This is a genomic window from Pigmentiphaga sp. YJ18 (genome assembly GCF_038066655.1).
Taxonomy (GTDB): domain Bacteria; phylum Pseudomonadota; class Gammaproteobacteria; order Burkholderiales; family Burkholderiaceae_B; genus Pigmentiphaga.
In genome coordinates this window covers 1-15425 of the sequence record NZ_JBBUKU010000003.1, presented here as the reverse complement: position 1 = coordinate 15425, position 15425 = coordinate 1, and the positions used below count along the sequence as shown (strand labels likewise).

Genomic DNA, 15425 nt, shown 5'->3' with positions numbered 1-15425 from the left:
ATGGCCGGGCCGTTGACCGCGTCCGGTCGCGCCGCTGTGGTGGGCGCCGGGCCGGCGGGCCTGATGGCCGCCGAGGTACTGGCCGGGGCGGGCATCGCGGTGGACGTCTACGACGCCATGCCGTCGGTGGGCCGCAAGTTCCTGCTGGCAGGCATAGGCGGCCTGAACATCACCCATTCCGAACCGGCGGCGGCCTTCCTGGCCCGCTATGGCGATCGCGCCGAGGCGCTGGCACCCATGCTCGAAGCGTTCGGCGCCCGGGCCATATGCGATTGGGTGCATGGCCTGGGCATCGAGACCTTCGTCGGCTCCTCGGGCCGGGTCTTTCCCAAGGAAATGAAGGCCGCGCCGCTGTTGCGCGCGTGGCTGCACCGGCTGCGGGGGCAGGGCGTGCGCCTGCACATGCGGCATCGATGGCTGGGATGGGAGGAAGGCGGTGCGCTGGCCTTCGACACGCCGGCCGGCCGCGCGGTCCAGCACCACGATGCCGTGGTGCTGGCCCTGGGCGGCGCGAGCTGGCCGCGGCTGGGATCGGACGCGGCCTGGGTGCCGTGGCTGGCTGGGCGCGGCGTGCGCATCGCACCGCTGGCGCCTGCCAACTGCGGTTTCGAGATCGACTGGAGTCCGCATTTCCGCGAACGCTACGCGGGGCAGCCGGTACGCGCGGTCACGCTCGCCATGTCCGACGAGCAGGGCGAGTGGCGCCGCGGCGGCGAGTTCGTCGTGTCCGGCTACGGCGTCGAGGGCAGCCTGGTCTATGCCGCCTCGGCCCGCCTGCGCGAGGCCGTCGCTCGCCACGGCCACGCCGAATTGCGGCTCGACCTGGCGCCCGGGCTGGGCATGGAGCGTGTCGCCGAGGAACTGGCGTGGCCGCGCGGCAGCAAATCCATGGCCAACCATCTGCGCGCGCGTATCAAGGTGGATGGCGTGAAGGCGGGCCTGCTGCGCGAGATCGTGCCGGCCGCCGATTTCCACGATCCCGCCAGGCTGGCCGCCTGGGTGAAGTCGCTGCCCTTGACGCTGCGCGCGCCGCGTCCCATCGACGAGGCCATCAGCAGCGCCGGCGGCGTGGCGTTCGACGGCATGGACGAACACGGCATGCTGGGCGCGCTGCCCGGTGTCTTCTGCGCCGGCGAGATGCTGGATTGGGAGGCGCCCACCGGCGGCTATCTGCTCACGGCCTGCCTTGCCAGCGGCCGCTGGTCGGGGCAGGGTGCCGCCCGTTGGTTGGCGCGGCGCAACGGCGCTTGACCTTGCCATCGTGGGAAGGGAAATACTGGCTACACCATCAAGAAAGGAGTCATGCCATGTTTGAATTCCAGGTGCAGGGAATGAGCTGCGGACACTGCGTCAAGTCCGTCACCCAGGCGGTGCAGTCCGCCTACCCCCAGGCCCATGTCGAGGTCGACCTGGGCGCCGGGAAGGTGCGCGTCGACCAGGCCGGCGATGCCGCGCGCATCGCCAAGCTGATCGAAGAGGCCGGCTACACGGTGTCGGGTTCCGAAACCGTCGGCTGATCGCCGAACAGCGCGAGCTGTCCGCCGGGGGCGCCCAGGCGCACGCCCAAGCCCATCAGCCGCACGGCGCGCGGGTTGCGGCGGAAGGCCGTGGCCAGCAGGATGCGGAATTGTTCCTCGTCCAGCGCCGCGCCCACGCCTTCGGCGGTGGTGCGGTTGAAGTCCGAGAAGCGCAGTTTCACGAACAGTTTCTGGATGTGGTTCTGGGCATCGGCGCGCCGCACGCGCGCGTCGAGCTGGTCCAGCATCTCGCGCAGGAGCGCCTGGCACGCCTCCAGCGTGTGCAGGTCGGTCACGAAGGTCTGCTCCACGCTGACCGACTTGCGTTCACGGGTGGGCGAGACCTCGCGCAGGTCGATGCCGCGGCACAGGTCGTGCAGGCGTTCGCCGAACGCGCCGAATTCGTCGCGCAGCCGGTCGTGTTCCCATTCCCGCAGGTCGGCGCAGGTCTCGACGCCCAGCGCCTTGAGCCGCGCGCCGGTCACCTTGCCCACGCCGTGAAGCTTGGCGACGGGCAGGGCCGCCACGAAGGTGTCCACGTCCTGCGGGCGCACCACGAACAGGCCGTCGGGCTTGTTCCAGTCGCTGGCGATCTTGGCCACGAACTTGCTGGGCGCCACGCCCGCCGAGACGGTGATGCCGACGGCCTGGGCCACGCGCTGCCGGATCTCGCTGGCGATCCGCGTGGCGCTGCCCTGCAGCCGGTCGCTGCCGGTCACGTCCAGGTAGGCCTCGTCCAGCGACAGCGGTTCGACCAGTTCGGTGTAGTCGCGGTAGATGTCCATGATCTGCGCCGAGGCCACGCGGTACATCTCCATCCTGGGCGGAATGATGAGCAGGTCCGGGCACAGCCGCACCGCGCGCGCCGACGACATCGCCGAATGGACGCCGTACTTGCGCGCCTCGTAGTTGCAGGTGGCCACCACGCCCCGGGTCTCGGGCCGCCCGCCCACGGCCAGCGGCCGGCCGCGCAGGCTGGGGTCGTCGCGCATTTCTATCGATGCGTAGAAGCAGTCGCAATCGCAGTGGATGATCTTGCGCATGGCCGCATTCGCCGGTTGGCCGCGCCTATTTCAGGCTGAGCTTCGCATAGCGATAGAAGCTGCCGGCGGCCGCGGTGGCCGCGAGCAGGAACCCGTGGCGGCCGTCCAGGAAGCCGCGCTTGAAGACGTACAGCCGCACGAAGGTCCAGGCGCCATGCCCGATCGCGGCACCCACGCCGGCGCGCCGGCCGCGCGCGTGCAGGGCCTGCGCGCTGTCCGTGGAATAGCGGTTCATCTTGGCGATGGCGCTGTCCAGGTCGGGATAGGTGTAGTGCAGCAGATGCGGCGCCAGGTGTCCCACCGCGCCGTCGGCGACCACCTTTTCGTGCACCAGGTCGTCGCTGAAGCGGGCCGTGCCGCGCCGGAACAGGCGCAGCACGCGGTCGGGCCACCAGCCGCTGTGGCGGATGAAGCGGCCGCAGAAACTGGACAGCCGTGGCATGTCGTAGGCGTCGTGGCGCGGTGCGCGCAGGACGTCGGCGATCGCGGCGGCCAGTTCGGGCGTCACCCGTTCGTCGGCATCGATCGACAGCACCCAGTCGCCGGTGGCCAGGGCCAGCGCGCGGTTCTTCTGCGGGCCGAAGCCGGGCCAGTCGGGGGTGGTCTCGACCCGGGCGCCGTGCTGGCGCGCGATGTCCACCGTCTCGTCGGTGCTGCCCGAATCGACCACGACGATCTCGTCGGCGAAGCGGACCGATTCCAGGCAGTCGGCCAGGTTGCGGGCCTCGTTGCGGGCAATGATGATGACGGACAGGCGCATGTCGCATGCGGAGCAGGGTGGCGATGCCGCCATTACAGCATGGTGCGCCGGGGCGGCGGGCCCGTCCGCCGCCGGTTTTTCCTTCTGGCTGACAGGCTGGCTTTTGGGGTAAAATCTAAGTCTTTGATTTTTCTGGACTATTGATACGCATCATCGTGTTGCGGCATTGGTGGTCCCCCACCATGACAGATACAGCGGCATCAGGGCCCAGTTCTTTTGCCGATTTCGGCCTGCACCCCGACATACTCAAGGCGGTCGTCGCCACTGGGTACACCATTCCGACGCCTATCCAGGCGCAAGCAATTCCGGTCGTCACCAGCGGCCGCGACGTAATGGGCGCAGCGCAAACCGGAACCGGCAAGACCGCGGCTTTCACCCTTCCCATCCTCCATCGGCTCATGCCCTTGGCCAACCACAGCGCATCGCCTGCCCGGCATCCCGTGCGCGCGCTGATCCTCACGCCCACGCGCGAGCTGGCCGACCAGGTGGCCGATAACGTCAAGCGCTACAGCCAGTTCACGCCCCTGCGCGCGGCCGTGGTCTTCGGCGGGGTCGACATCGGCCCCCAGAAGGAAGAAGTGCGGCGCGGCTGCGAGGTGCTGATCGCGACCCCGGGACGCCTGCTCGACCACGTCGAGCAGAAAACCATCAATCTGGGCCAGGTCGGCATGCTGGTGCTGGACGAGGCCGACCGGATGCTCGACATGGGCTTCCTGCCGGACCTTGAACGCATCATCCGCCTGCTGCCCCAGCAGCGCCAGACGCTGCTGTTCTCGGCCACCTTCAGCAACGAGATCCGCAAGCTGGCGCGCTCCTACCTGACGCAGCCGGTCGAGATCGAGGTCGCGGCGCGCAACGCCACGGCCGACACCGTCAGCCAGATCGCCTACAAGCTGAGCGGCGACGCCAAGCGCGCGGCGGTCGTGCACCTGGTCAAGTCGCGCGGCCTGAAGCAGGTCATCGTGTTCTCCAACACGAAGATCGGCACCGCCCGCCTGGCGCGGCAGCTCGAGCGCGACGGCGTGCGGGCCGAGTCCATCCACGGCGACAAGACCCAGGCCGATCGCATGAAGGCGCTCGAGGCCTTCAAGGCCGGCGAACTGGAGGTGCTGGTGGCGACCGACGTCGCGGCCCGCGGCCTGGACGTGGCCGGCGTGCCCTGCGTGATCAACTACGACCTGCCCTACAACGCCGAGGACTACGTGCACCGCATCGGGCGCACCGGCCGTGCCGGCGCGACGGGCGAGGCCATCGCGCTGTTCGCGCCCGAGGAAGAGCGCTTCCTGCTCGACGTCGAGAAGCTGATCAAGCGCGAGATCCCGCGCGGCCAGCTGGACCTGCCGGCGTCGGTGCTGGCATCGTCGCGCGGCGAACGCGATCGCGAACGTCCGGTCCGCAGCCATGGCGGACGCGGCGAACGTGGCGAGCGCCATCGCTACGAGCCGCCGGCCAAGCCCGTCGACGATTTCTTCTTCCGCCCCTACGTGCCCGCGAACGGCACCGAGCCGGTCCACAGCGAGGCGCCTCCCGTGCCGCCCCGCACTTCCGCCAAGCGGCCGCTGGCCGTGCTGCTGGGCGGCGGCAAGAAGGACTGACCTCCGGCCATCGTCGGGGCGCTTGCCGCGCCCCGGCCTCATCCCCGACGTATTGCCCATCGCCGCGCCCAGCGGTCCGTCGCCTCGGCCAGGAAGGCGGGGACGTCCGCCGCCGGCAGCGGCTCGCATTGCAGGTGGCGCCACGCGGCCTGCAACGCGGCCAGCGGCCGCTGCGTATCGATCGCGGCCGCGCCGGTCTGTTTCGACAGTTTCTGCCCGTCGGCATTGACCACCACCGGCACGTGCATCCACCGGGGGACCGGCAGCGCCAGCAGCGTCTGCAGGATTTTCTGCCTGGGCGTGGAGCCGATCAGGTCCTTGCCGCGCACGACGTCGGTGACGCCCTGCTCGGCGTCGTCCACCACCACAGCCAGTTGGTAGGCCCACATCCCGTCCGCGCGGAACAGCACGAAGTCGCCCACCTCGTCCGCCACGTCCTGTTCGATCACCCCCATCCATCGATCGTCGATGCGCACGGTGCCCGGCGGCACGCGCAGCCGCCAGGCGCGGGCCGGCTTGCCGTGCAGCCCGCCGCGGCAGGTGCCCGGATAGGGCAGTTCGCCGGCCGGCAGGTAGCCGCGCGCGCTCAGGACGGAATCGGCGATTTCCTTGCGCGTGCAGCCGCAGGCGTAGACCATGCCCTGGCGCCGCAGCGTATCGAAGGCCGCGCGGTAGGCCTGGTGGCGCGAGGACTGGTAGAGCACCTCGCCGTCCCAGTGCAGGCCCAGGGCCCGCAACTGGTCCAGGATGACGCGGTCGGCGCCTTCCACGACCCGCGGCGCGTCCAGGTCCTCGACACGCACCAGCCAGCGTCCGCCATGGGCGCGGGCGTCCAGATGGCTGGCCAGCGCGGCCGCCAGCGAGCCCTGGTGCAGGGGGCCGGTGGGGCTGGGGGCGAAGCGGCCGACGTAGTCCGATGGCGCGTGCATGGGGAGGCGTCGTTCCTTGAGTTCGAATGAGGTCCTCGAAGGATACGGCACAAATCGCCAAGGTTCTGCTGTCCGGCCCGCCCTGATAGACTGGAAGCCGACGAGGGTCCTCCTTCGCCCCGGGCGATTGAAATCGGTCGGCGTGTCCCACATATAAGACGGTAACCCCCCCGGCAGGGGCGGCACTTTACTTTGCGAGACCGCGGCTATGGAGTTCAAGGACTACTACGCTACTCTGGGCGTCGAGCAGGGGGCGTCGGACGACGATATCCGGCATGCCTACCGCAAGCTGGCCCGCAAGTACCATCCCGACGTCAGCAAGGAAGCCGACGCCGAGCAGCGCATGCGCGACGTCAACGAGGCCTACCAGGTGCTGAAGGATCCCGAGAAGCGGGCCGCCTACGACAACCTGGCGGCCGGCGTCTCGTCCGGCGGCGATTTCCGCCCGCCGCCCGACTGGGACAGCGGGTTCGAGTTCCGCGGGGCCAGCCCCAACGACGATGCGGCGTTCAGCGAGTTCTTCTCGTCGCTGTTCGGCGCGCGCCAGCGTCCGGGCGGCGCGCAGATGCGCGCCCGCGGCGAGGACCACCACGCCGCCATCGAGATCGACCTGGACGACGCCCTGCACGGCGCGACCCGCGACATCTCGCTGCGCTCCATCGGCCACGACGAGAACGGCCAGCCCCGGCTGCAGACGCGCACGCTGAGCGTGCGCATCCCGGCCGGGATACGGGAAGGGCAATTCATCCGGCTGGCGGGGCAGGGCATGCCGGGCCTGGGCGGCGGCGAGAACGGCGACCTCTACCTCGAGATCCGGATCAAGCCCCACCCGCGCTATCGGGTCGAGGGCCGCGACCTGTACATGGACCTGCCGGTCGCCCCCTGGGAGGCCGCGCTGGGCGCCACGGTGCGGGCGCCCACGCCGCACGGGCCGGTCGAGGTCAACGTGCCGGCGAATTCGCGCGACGGCCGCAAGCTGCGTCTGAAGGGCAAGGGCATCCCGGGGGACCCGGCCGGCGATTTCTATCTGGTACTGGAGATCGCCTGGCCGCCCGCCGACACCGAGAAGGCGAAGGCGGCGTATAGACACCTGGCGCAGGAAGTGCCCTTCGACCCGCGCCGGAACCTGGGAGACTGACGATGAAGACGGTTGCCGTCACCGCCACCCTGGTGGGCAAGGAACAGCCGCTCAGCACCGGGGAGCTGGCCCGGGCCTGCGGCGCGGAAGAGACCTGGGTGCTGCAGCTGGTCCGGGTCGGCATCATCGAGGCCAGCGGCCGTCCGGCCGACTGGTGTTTCGACAGCGCCGCGCTGCGGCAGGCGCTGGCGGCGCGCGACCTGCAGCGCGATTTCGACGCCAGCCTGGACGCGGCGGCCCTGATCCTCGACATGAGCAACGAAATACGGCGGCTGCGCGCGCGGTTGCGCGTGCTGGGCCTGGACGCCGAAGGCCGCTGAGCGTTATCTAGGGTTTACCCTAGTGACGACGGGAAGGCGGAGCGGCTATATTTCGTTCTGTTCCGTGTATGGATTGTCAGTTCATATTTGAAACGACATTCATGCCCATCCCTTAGCTGCTCGAACGAACCCTGGCGCGCGCCGTGAACCCGCTTCTTCCTCAGGAAACTTCGCAGGACAAGTACGTCGTTCCCGGCCTGGAGCGCGGCCTGCGCGTGCTGTGCGAGGTCGGCCAGGCCCAGGGCGCCATGAACGCCCCCGAACTGGCGCGCCGGCTGGGCGTGCCCCGCACCACGGTATTCCGGCTGCTGGCCACGCTCGAGCGCATGGGATTCATCCATCGCGCGGACAACGGCCGCGACTACTTCCTGGGCATGGCCGTGCTGCGCCTGGGCTTCGAATACCTCGCCTCGCTCGAACTGACCCAACTGGGGGCCCCCCTGCTGGAGCGGGTGCGCAACGAGTTCAATCTTTCCTGTCACCTGGTGGTGCGCGACGGCGCGGACATCGTCTATGTCGCCAAGGCGGCCGCCAATACCCCGCTCGCCAGCTCGGTGAACGTCGGCACGCGCCTGCCCGCCCACGCCACGGTGCTGGGCCGGGTGCTGATGGCCGACATGTCCCTGGACGAACTGCGCGAGCTGTATCCGCAGGGCACGCTGCCCATCGTCAACGCGTTCACGCCGCGCTCCGTGGAGCAATTGCACGCGCTGCTGGCGGAGGACCGCCGGCGGCCCTACCTACTGCACGAAGGCTTTTTCGAATCGGGCATCTCGACCCTGGCCGCGCCGGTGCGCGAGCAGGGCGGAGCCATCGCCGCCGCGCTGGGCGTGGCGATGCCCGCCGTGCCGCTGGAAGCCGGCCGCCTGGAGCGCCTGGCCGACAGCGTGTGCGAAAGCGCCGCCGAACTCTCTTCTTTGCTCAACTACCGTGGGCAGGATGCCGCCTACGGTCTCGATGAAAAACTGAACGGAATGGTTGCCTAATGACTATGTATAAGCTTGACGGGAAAGTCGCCGTCGTCACGGGGGGTACCTCGGGCATCGGTCTCGCGACGGTCGGCTTGTTGCTGGAAGCCGGCGCGGCGGTCGCCTTCTGCGGCCGCAACGAGGACAAGCTCAAGGAAGCCAGGGAAGGCCTCCTTGCCCGTTTTCCCGGCGCCCGCATCCTTGCGGCCCGCTGCGACGTGCTGGTGCCCGAACAGGTCGAGGCCTTCGCCGCCCAGGTGCAAAAGGAACTGGGAACGGCGTCCATCCTGGTCAACAACGCCGGCCAGGGCCGTGTATCCACGTTCGCCAGCACCGAGAACTCGGCCTGGCTGGACGAAGTCCAATTGAAGTTCTTCTCGGTCATCAACCCGACCCGCACCTTCATTCCGCAGCTTGAGCAGAGCGAGGATGCCGCGATCGTGTGCGTGAATTCGCTGCTGGCCATCCAGCCCGAACCGCACATGGTGGCCACGTCGGCCGCGCGCGCCGGCATCCACAACCTGGTGCGCTCGCTGGCCTTCGAACTGGCTCCCAAGAAGATCCGCGTGAACGGCATCCTGCTGGGCCTGGTCGAGTCGGGCCAATGGCGCCGCCGCTACGAGGAGCGCAAGGACCGCGCGCTGACCTGGGAGCAATGGACGGGCCGCATCGCCGCCGAAAAACAGATTCCGCTGGGCCGCCTCGGCCGTCCCGAAGAGCCCGCGCGGGCCATTTTCTTCCTTGCCACGCCCTTGTCTTCCTACACGACGGGCAGCCATATCGATATCTCCGGAGGGGTTTGCCGTCATGCCTAATGTCAACCGTATCACCGTCGGCGCAGCCATTGCGCAGTTCCTCGAGAACTGCGGCGTCAAGGCGGCATTCGGGGTCATCTCGATCCACAACATGCCCATCCTGGACGCCTTCGGCGAACGCGGGAACATCCGCTTCGTCATGGCCCGCGGCGAAGCCGGCGCGACCAACATGGCCGACGCCTATGCCCGCACCACCGGCGGCCTGGGCGTGACCGTGACCAGCACCGGCACCGCCGCCGGCAATGCCGCCGGCTCGATGGTCGAGGCCATCACCGCCGGCACGCCGCTGCTGCACCTGACCGGCCAGATCGATAGCCCCTACCTGGACCAGAACCTGGGCTTCATCCACGAAGCCAACCACCAGCTCGACATGCTGCAGGCCGTGTCCAAGGCCGCCTTCCGCATCCGCACGCCCGAGACCGCCATCGGCATCGTCAAGCGCGCGGTGCAGATCGCCATGACGGCCCCGACCGGTCCGGTCAGCATCGAGATCCCCATCGACGTGCAGGCCGCCCTGATCGACGAACCCGCCGACCTGAGCCCGCTGCCCGTGGCGGCGCTGGTGCCGTCCGAGGCCGCGCTGGACGAGCTGGCCCGGCGCCTGGCCCAGGCCAAGCGTCCGCTGCTGTGGCTGGGCGGCGGTGCCCGCCAGGCCGGCGAGCAGGTTCGCCGCCTGGTCAAGCTGGGCTTCGGCGTGATCACCAGCACGCAGGGCCGAGGCGTGATCCCGGAAAACGATCCGGCCTGCCTGGGTTCGTTCACGGTCGCCAAGCCGGTCGAGAACCTCTACCAGACCGTGGACGCGCTGCTGGTGGTCGGTTCGCGCCTGCGCAGCAACGAGACGCTGAAGTACGCGATCAAGCTGCCCGCCACCCGTTACCGCATCGATGCCGATTCGCAGGCGGACGGCCGTGCCTACACGACCGATTTCTTCGTCAACGGCGATGCCACCCTGGCGCTCAAGGGCCTGGCCGACCGGCTGGAAGGCAAGATGTCGGTCGACCCCAAGTTCCTGGACGACATCCAGTCCGCCAAGCAGGGCGCGATGGCCAAGCTGCGCGACGACGTCGGCCCCTACACCAGGCTGATCGACACCCTGCAATCCGTGGTGGGCGAATCCTTCAACTGGGTGCGCGACGTCACGCTGTCCAACAGCATCTGGGGCAACCGCCTGCCGTGCCTGCATGAGCCCAAGGCCGGCGTGCACGCCCTGGGCGGCGGCATCGGCCTGGGCCTGGCGATGGGCGTGGGCGCCGCCGTGGGCGCGGCCGTCAGCGGCTCGGGCAAGAAGACCTTCACGCTGGCCGGCGACGGCGGCTTCATCCTGAACCTGGGCGAGCTGGCGACGGCCGTGCAGGAACAGGCCGACATGCTGATCGTCCTGATGAACGACCAGGCGTACGGCGTCATCAAGAACATCCAGGACGCGGTCTACGGCGGGCGCAAGCACTACGTGCAGCTGCACACCCCGGACTACGCGCTGCTGACCCAGGCCATGGGCCTGGGCCATGCCCGCGTCAGGAACCTGGACGAGCTGGAAGGCGCGCTCAAGCAGGGCCTGGCCGCCAAGGGGCCGTTCATCGTCGAGATCGACATGCTGTCGGTCGGCGGCTTCAACACCAAGTTCGCGGGTCCCCCGGTCAAGGCCGCGACCGACAAGGCGGGAGCCTGAACCATGCTGATTTCCGACAAGAATCTTCCCATCTGCGTCGCCGGCGTCTGGCGCGAGGGCGGCGGCGACCGCTACGCCACGCTCTATCCGGCCACCGGCGAGCCCGTGGCCTACCTGAACGCGGCCAGCCTGGACGACGTCGAAGAGGCGATCCAGGGCGCGCACCAGGCCTTCCGCACCAGCGGCTGGGCCCAGCGCAAGCCGCACGAACGCGCCGCCGTGCTGTACCGGATCGCGCAACTGATCCGCGAGCGCGCCGAGGACCTGGCCCAGCGCCAGCGCCTGGACAACGGCAAGCCCATCAGCGAAACGCGCGCGCTGGTGGCCAGCGCGGCCGGCACCTTCCAGTTCTTCGCCGCCGCCTGCGAGACGCTGGAGGAAGTGATCACCCCGTCGCGCGGCGACTACATGTCCATGAGCGTGTACGACCCCATGGGCGTGGTGGCCGCCATCACCCCGTGGAACTCGCCCATCGCCAGCGAGGCCCAGAAGATGGCTCCGGCGCTGGCCGCCGGCAACGCCCTCGTGGTCAAGCCCGCCGAAGTCACGCCGCTGATGGCGCTGGACATGGCCGCCATCTGCGAGGAAGCCGGCGTGCCCAAGGGCATCATCAGCGTGCTGCCCGGCAAGGGTTCGGTCATCGGCGACGCCATCACCAAGCATCCGCTGGTCAAGCGCGTGTCCTTCACCGGCGGCACGACCACCGGCCGGCACATCGCCCACATCGCCGCCGACAAGATGATGCCGGTGTCGCTGGAGCTGGGCGGCAAGTCGCCCACCATGGTGTTCGAGGACGCCGACCTGGACCATGCCGTCAACGGCGTGCTGTACGGCATCTTCAGCTCGTCGGGCGAGTCCTGCATCGCCGGTTCGCGCCTGTTCGTCGCCTCGTCCATCTATGAGCAGTTCCTGGACCGACTGACCCAGCGTGCCGCCGCGCTGCGCGTGGGCGACCCCGCCGACGAGCGCACCCAGATGGGCCCGCTCATCACCGGCCGCCATCGCGAGTCGATCGAGCGCTACGTCGAGATGGGCGTGTCCGAAGGCGGCCGCATCCGCACCGGCGGCCAGCGTCCGGAAGGCGGCATCTACGACAAGGGTTATTTCTATCGCCCCACCATCATCGAAGGCCTGGACAACCAGGCGCGCATCAGCCAGGAGGAAATCTTCGGGCCGGTGCTGGTGGCGATGCCCTTCGACAACGAAGAGAACCTGATCGAGCAGGCCAACGACAGCGTGTACGCGCTGGCGGCCGGCATCTGGACGAGCGACTACAAGCGCGCCTGGCGCGTCGGCCGCGCCGTGCAGGCCGGTACGGTGTGGATCAACACCTACAAGTTCTTCTCGATCTCCACGCCGTTCGGCGGCTGGCGCGACAGCGGCCTCGGCCGCGAGAAGGGCCGACTCGGCATCCTGCAGTACATGGAACAGAAAGGCATGTACTGGGGCATGAACCAGAATCCGTTGCCTTGGGCAAACTGAGGTAGGAGAGCAAAATGGACGTATTGGGTATAGACGAAATCACCTACGGCGCCGACGATCTGGCCGCCTGCAGGAAATTCCTGTCCGACTGGGGCCTGACGCTGGCCGAGGAAACGGACAAGTCGCTGGTGTTCGAGTCGATGAACAAGTGCCGGGTGATCGTGAAGACCACCGATTTCCCGGGACTGCCGCCGGCGATCGAGGACGGCCCGACGCTGCGTGAAGTGGTGTGGGGCGTGTCCAGCGACGAGGTGCTGGAGCGTTTCGCGGCTCGCCTGAAGGACAAGCCGGGCTACGTGAACGAAGGCGGCCGGGTCGGTTGTACCGATCCCAACGGCCTGGCCGTGCGTTTCCAGACCACCCGCAAGATCGACCTCGATCTCGACAGCCCGGGCATGAACACCTGGGGTACCAAGGCCCGCCGCAACGAGCGCAGCCCGATCTACGAGCGCGCCACCCCCATCGAAGTCGGGCATGTGGTGTTCTTCGTGAAGGATGTGAAAGCCTGCGAGCAGTTCTATACCGAGAACTTCGGTTTCGTGGCTTCCGACCGCTATCCGGGCAAGGGCGCCTTCCTGCGCTGCGCGCCCGAGGGCGGCCACCACGACCTGTTCCTGCTGCAGCCGCCGCAGCCGCGCGCCGGCCTGAACCACGTCGCTTTCGCCGTGCGCGACATCCACGAAGTGTTCGGCGGCGGCATGGCGATGGCCCGCGATGGCTGGAGCACGCAGCTCGGCCCGGGCCGGCATCCGATCTCGTCGGCCTACTTCTGGTACTTCAATTTCCCGGGCGGTGGCCTGATCGAGTACTACGCCGACGACGACTACCTGGATGCCGAGTGGGAAGCCCGCGACTTCGAGCCCGGTCCCACCGTGTTCGCCGAATGGGCGATCGATGGCGGCCTGGACGGCAATACCCGCCGCCAGAAGAACGCCAAGGCGCCCGACGGCAAGTTTCTTACCGAGAAGAAGTAGGGGCGACGTATGGCCGAGCCGGCGAATGTGATGTTGACCGTGCTGCTCAAGCACGATCAGTCGAACAATCTGGACGCGGTCCAGACCAAGCTGAAAGAAGCCGACTGGTGGGAGCGGTTCCCACCCGAGGGCGTGAAGATCGTGTCCTGGACCGTGGCGATGGGGCTGGGGCAGATCGTGACGCTCGAGGTGCCGCCGCATCTGCTGGCCACGGTCAACGTCGAACTCGAGCGCTCGGCCTGGGGTGTGTTCCGCACCGAGTGCTATCCCACTTATGACTTTGTTCCCGTTCGCGAACGCATCCGCGAACGCGTACGCAACGGAGGTAAATGATGCAACAAGACCGTTATCTGGACCCGCATCAGGCACGGCGCCGCACGCCCACCGAGTGGGAAAGCCTGCTGGGCGATTCGCTCGAGCGCGCCTTCGCGGCGGGCAAGCATGAACTCGCGCCCATCGTCGAATACCTGAACCATGCCGGCCCTCCGGCGCCCAACGGCGTGCCCTGGACCGAGGACCTGCTGCAATCCGAACTGGCCCGCCTGGCCGAGACCGCCTGAGGAGTCCGCCATGATCAAGATCGATAGCCCCGACACCCTGCTCGCGAACGGCCTGAAAGACACCTGGTACGCGATCTGTCCGTCCAACTTCATCGCCGACAAGCCCGTGTCGCTGCGCCGCCTGGGCATGAAGCTGGTGTTCTGGCGCGACGAGGCCGGCAAGCTGTACGCGCTGGAAGACCATTGCCCGCACCGCGGCGCGCCGCTGTCGCGCGGCATCCTGCTGGGTGACCGCATCGCCTGCGGCTACCATGGCGTGCAGGTGCGCGCCGACGGCGTGGTGACCAACGTGCCGGGCAGCCCCGGCTGCAGCCTGGAAGGCAAGCGCGCCGCGCGTTCCTTCCACGTGGTCGAGCGCAACGGCGCGGTGTTCCTGTACAACTCGGCCACCAACGTGGACGAGGCGCCCGACTTCACGCTGCCCGAAGAACTGGTCTCGGACGAGTACGCGGCCTTCCTGTGCTACACCGAATGGCGCGGCGACTATCGCTACGTCATCGACAACGTCATGGACCCGATGCACGGGACCTATCTGCACAAGCAGTCGCACTCGATGGCCGAGGGTTCCTCGGTGGCCGATTTCGGCGTGCGCGACACCGAGCACGGCTTCGTCTTCGAGAAGAAGGGCCAGCGCGGCGTGAACTTCGACTGGACCGAATGGGCGAACACCGGCCTGCACTGGCTGCGGCTCGAAATCCCGTATCCGTCCACCGGCGGCCCCGGCGGCAGCTTCGCCATCGTCGGCACCTACACTCCCATCTCCGAGAACCTCGCCGCCGTGTTCCACTGGCGCTGCCGCAAGGTCTCGGGCTGGCAGCGCCATGCGTGGCAGTTCCTGTACCGCAACCGGCTGGAAGCGCGCCACTGGGCGGTGCTGGAGCAGGACCGCGAAGTGCTGGAAGTCATGGAGCCCGACGCCAATCAGCGCGAGAACCTGTACCAGCACGACATCGGGCTGGTTCGCCTGCGCCGCCACCTGCGCAACCTGGCGACCGAGCAGTTCGAGCAACTGAAAGGGAAGACGGCGTGAGCCGCCTTGCCGGGTACGGATTCCCCGTCCGGGGAATCCGCGGCGCCTGGAGGCCCCGATGAGCGGCGGCGCGGCCGCGCGCCGCGTCGTCGCGCCGTCGGTGCCCGAGCGCGAAACGGCCACCTGGTCCAATTGCCTGGTCCTGGGCAATGAAATCTCGATGTCGGGCATGACGGCCAACCCCGAATCGACGGCCGCGTCGCCCCTCGGTACCTACGAACAAACCCTGATTGTGCTAGGCAAAATCCGAGCTTTGGTCGAGGCCGCTGGCGGAGGGGTGCAAAATATTTATAAACTGGTGATTTACGTGACGAACATTCAGGACAAGGATGAAGTCGGAAGGGCCCGCAAGGAGTTCTTCCAGTCGCCTTATCCGTGTTCCACGTTGGTCGAGGTGCGTGGCCTCGTTTTTCCCGGTCTGACCGTGGAGATCGATGCGTTTGCGCGGCTCGACATCGCCCTGCGTGCCGACGCATAACCGTTTCTTTCGACCTTTCATGAACAGCAGCTCACTCCTTACGGTACTGGTTCACGCCATCCGCCTTGAAGCGCAGGGCATCATCAGTGTCGAGTTCCGCTCGCCCACGGGCGATGAACTGCCTGCCTTCGCCGCGGGCTCCCA

At 68.2% G+C, this 15425-nt stretch carries 17 protein-coding genes; 14 read left to right on the top strand and 3 right to left on the bottom strand.

From position 1 onward, the window contains the following. Both WKR98_RS19865 and WKR98_RS19860 read left to right on the top strand, forming a co-directional pair. Window positions 1-1251 (top strand): TIGR03862 family flavoprotein, encoded by a 1251-nt coding sequence (locus WKR98_RS19865; RefSeq protein ID WP_341434495.1) that lies wholly within the window; start codon window positions 1-3, stop codon window positions 1249-1251. Between the two features lie 56 nt (window positions 1252-1307). After that, window positions 1308-1517, top strand: a complete 210-nt coding sequence (locus WKR98_RS19860; protein WP_087840800.1) for a heavy-metal-associated domain-containing protein — start codon at window positions 1308-1310, stop codon at window positions 1515-1517. Here WKR98_RS19860 and dinB read toward each other — a convergent pair. Then, a complete protein-coding gene (dinB, locus tag WKR98_RS19855; protein ID WP_124690524.1) occupies window positions 1484-2560 on the bottom strand; it encodes a DNA polymerase IV in 1077 nt (358 codons plus the stop codon). The genes WKR98_RS19860 and dinB overlap by 34 nt on opposite strands. 25 nt (window positions 2561-2585) lie before the next feature. Next, on the bottom strand, window positions 2586-3320 hold the full coding sequence (locus WKR98_RS19850; RefSeq protein ID WP_124690523.1) for a glycosyltransferase family 2 protein: 735 nt from the start codon (window positions 3318-3320) through the stop codon (window positions 2586-2588). A 182-nt stretch (window positions 3321-3502) separates the two neighbouring features. Here WKR98_RS19850 and WKR98_RS19845 point away from each other — a divergent pair, with 182 nt between their 5' ends. Continuing rightward, window positions 3503-4915: a DEAD/DEAH box helicase gene (locus WKR98_RS19845; RefSeq protein WP_124690522.1), complete on the top strand. Its 1413-nt coding sequence runs from the start codon at window positions 3503-3505 to the stop codon at window positions 4913-4915. 38 nt (window positions 4916-4953) lie between these two features. Here the strand turns inward: WKR98_RS19845 and gluQRS are convergent, their stop codons facing one another. After that, entirely contained in the window at window positions 4954-5844 is an 891-nt protein-coding gene (gluQRS, locus tag WKR98_RS19840) for a tRNA glutamyl-Q(34) synthetase GluQRS (RefSeq protein WP_341434494.1), read from the bottom strand. A 208-nt stretch (window positions 5845-6052) separates the two neighbouring features. Here gluQRS and WKR98_RS19835 point away from each other — a divergent pair, with 208 nt between their 5' ends. The 11 genes from WKR98_RS19835 (at window position 6053) to WKR98_RS19785 (ending at window position 15281) form a co-directional block, all read left to right on the top strand. Continuing rightward, window positions 6053-6982, top strand: a complete 930-nt coding sequence (locus tag WKR98_RS19835) for a DnaJ C-terminal domain-containing protein (RefSeq protein WP_341434493.1) — start codon at window positions 6053-6055, stop codon at window positions 6980-6982. Window positions 6983-6984: 2 nt separating this feature from the next. Next, complete coding sequence (locus WKR98_RS19830; RefSeq protein WP_124690519.1) at window positions 6985-7302, top strand: chaperone modulator CbpM; 318 nt, start codon at window positions 6985-6987, stop codon at window positions 7300-7302. A 143-nt stretch (window positions 7303-7445) separates the two neighbouring features. Further along, the gene (locus tag WKR98_RS19825) at window positions 7446-8288 is read left to right on the top strand and encodes an IclR family transcriptional regulator (protein ID WP_124690518.1); all 843 of its coding nucleotides are present in this window, start codon (window positions 7446-7448) and stop codon (window positions 8286-8288) included. Then, the gene (locus tag WKR98_RS19820; RefSeq protein WP_124690517.1) at window positions 8288-9085 is read left to right on the top strand and encodes an SDR family oxidoreductase; all 798 of its coding nucleotides are present in this window, start codon (window positions 8288-8290) and stop codon (window positions 9083-9085) included. Before WKR98_RS19825 ends, WKR98_RS19820 begins: the two co-directional genes overlap by 1 nt. Further along, window positions 9078-10757, top strand: coding sequence for a thiamine pyrophosphate-binding protein (locus tag WKR98_RS19815; protein ID WP_124690516.1), 1680 nt, complete (start codon window positions 9078-9080; stop codon window positions 10755-10757). The genes WKR98_RS19820 and WKR98_RS19815 overlap by 8 nt, the downstream gene beginning before the upstream one ends. A 3-nt stretch (window positions 10758-10760) precedes the next feature. Continuing rightward, entirely contained in the window at window positions 10761-12239 is a 1479-nt protein-coding gene (locus WKR98_RS19810) for an aldehyde dehydrogenase (RefSeq protein WP_445936128.1), read from the top strand. A gap of 14 nt (window positions 12240-12253) precedes the next feature. Beyond that, window positions 12254-13213, top strand: a complete 960-nt coding sequence (locus WKR98_RS19805; protein ID WP_124690515.1) for a VOC family protein — start codon at window positions 12254-12256, stop codon at window positions 13211-13213. A 30-nt stretch (window positions 13214-13243) separates the two neighbouring features. Then, a complete protein-coding gene (locus WKR98_RS19800; protein ID WP_371695517.1) occupies window positions 13244-13546 on the top strand; it encodes a hypothetical protein in 303 nt (100 codons plus the stop codon). Beyond that, the gene (locus tag WKR98_RS19795; protein WP_124692444.1) at window positions 13546-13773 is read left to right on the top strand and encodes a recombinase-like helix-turn-helix domain-containing protein; all 228 of its coding nucleotides are present in this window, start codon (window positions 13546-13548) and stop codon (window positions 13771-13773) included. The genes WKR98_RS19800 and WKR98_RS19795 overlap by 1 nt, the downstream gene beginning before the upstream one ends. Window positions 13774-13783: 10 nt before the next feature. Next, the gene (locus tag WKR98_RS19790; protein ID WP_124690513.1) at window positions 13784-14803 is read left to right on the top strand and encodes an aromatic ring-hydroxylating oxygenase subunit alpha; all 1020 of its coding nucleotides are present in this window, start codon (window positions 13784-13786) and stop codon (window positions 14801-14803) included. Between the two features lie 58 nt (window positions 14804-14861). Continuing rightward, the gene (locus WKR98_RS19785; RefSeq protein ID WP_341434492.1) at window positions 14862-15281 is read left to right on the top strand and encodes a RidA family protein; all 420 of its coding nucleotides are present in this window, start codon (window positions 14862-14864) and stop codon (window positions 15279-15281) included. Window positions 15282-15425: the final 144 nt, after the last annotated feature.

What these genes read in the sequence shown, in the direction of transcription:
- WKR98_RS19845 (WP_124690522.1), top strand. Translation starts at nt 3,503, where the DNA reads ATGACAGATACAGCGGCATCAGGGCCCAGTTCTTTTGCCGATTTCGGC.
- WKR98_RS19860 (WP_087840800.1), top strand. Translation starts at nt 1,308, where the DNA reads ATGTTTGAATTCCAGGTGCAGGGAATGAGCTGCGGACACTGCGTCAAG.
- WKR98_RS19850 (WP_124690523.1), bottom strand. Translation starts at nt 3,320, where the DNA reads ATGCGCCTGTCCGTCATCATCATTGCCCGCAACGAGGCCCGCAACCTG.
- WKR98_RS19865 (WP_341434495.1), top strand. Translation starts at nt 1, where the DNA reads ATGGCCGGGCCGTTGACCGCGTCCGGTCGCGCCGCTGTGGTGGGCGCC.
- WKR98_RS19795 (WP_124692444.1), top strand. Translation starts at nt 13,546, where the DNA reads ATGCAACAAGACCGTTATCTGGACCCGCATCAGGCACGGCGCCGCACG.
- WKR98_RS19800 (WP_371695517.1), top strand. Translation starts at nt 13,244, where the DNA reads ATGTTGACCGTGCTGCTCAAGCACGATCAGTCGAACAATCTGGACGCG.
- WKR98_RS19835 (WP_341434493.1), top strand. Translation starts at nt 6,053, where the DNA reads ATGGAGTTCAAGGACTACTACGCTACTCTGGGCGTCGAGCAGGGGGCG.
- WKR98_RS19805 (WP_124690515.1), top strand. Translation starts at nt 12,254, where the DNA reads ATGGACGTATTGGGTATAGACGAAATCACCTACGGCGCCGACGATCTG.
- WKR98_RS19785 (WP_341434492.1), top strand. Translation starts at nt 14,862, where the DNA reads ATGAGCGGCGGCGCGGCCGCGCGCCGCGTCGTCGCGCCGTCGGTGCCC.
- WKR98_RS19815 (WP_124690516.1), top strand. Translation starts at nt 9,078, where the DNA reads ATGCCTAATGTCAACCGTATCACCGTCGGCGCAGCCATTGCGCAGTTC.
- WKR98_RS19820 (WP_124690517.1), top strand. Translation starts at nt 8,288, where the DNA reads ATGACTATGTATAAGCTTGACGGGAAAGTCGCCGTCGTCACGGGGGGT.
- WKR98_RS19790 (WP_124690513.1), top strand. Translation starts at nt 13,784, where the DNA reads ATGATCAAGATCGATAGCCCCGACACCCTGCTCGCGAACGGCCTGAAA.
- gluQRS (WP_341434494.1), bottom strand. Translation starts at nt 5,844, where the DNA reads ATGCACGCGCCATCGGACTACGTCGGCCGCTTCGCCCCCAGCCCCACC.
- WKR98_RS19830 (WP_124690519.1), top strand. Translation starts at nt 6,985, where the DNA reads ATGAAGACGGTTGCCGTCACCGCCACCCTGGTGGGCAAGGAACAGCCG.
- dinB (WP_124690524.1), bottom strand. Translation starts at nt 2,560, where the DNA reads ATGCGCAAGATCATCCACTGCGATTGCGACTGCTTCTACGCATCGATA.
- WKR98_RS19810 (WP_445936128.1), top strand. Translation starts at nt 10,761, where the DNA reads ATGCTGATTTCCGACAAGAATCTTCCCATCTGCGTCGCCGGCGTCTGG.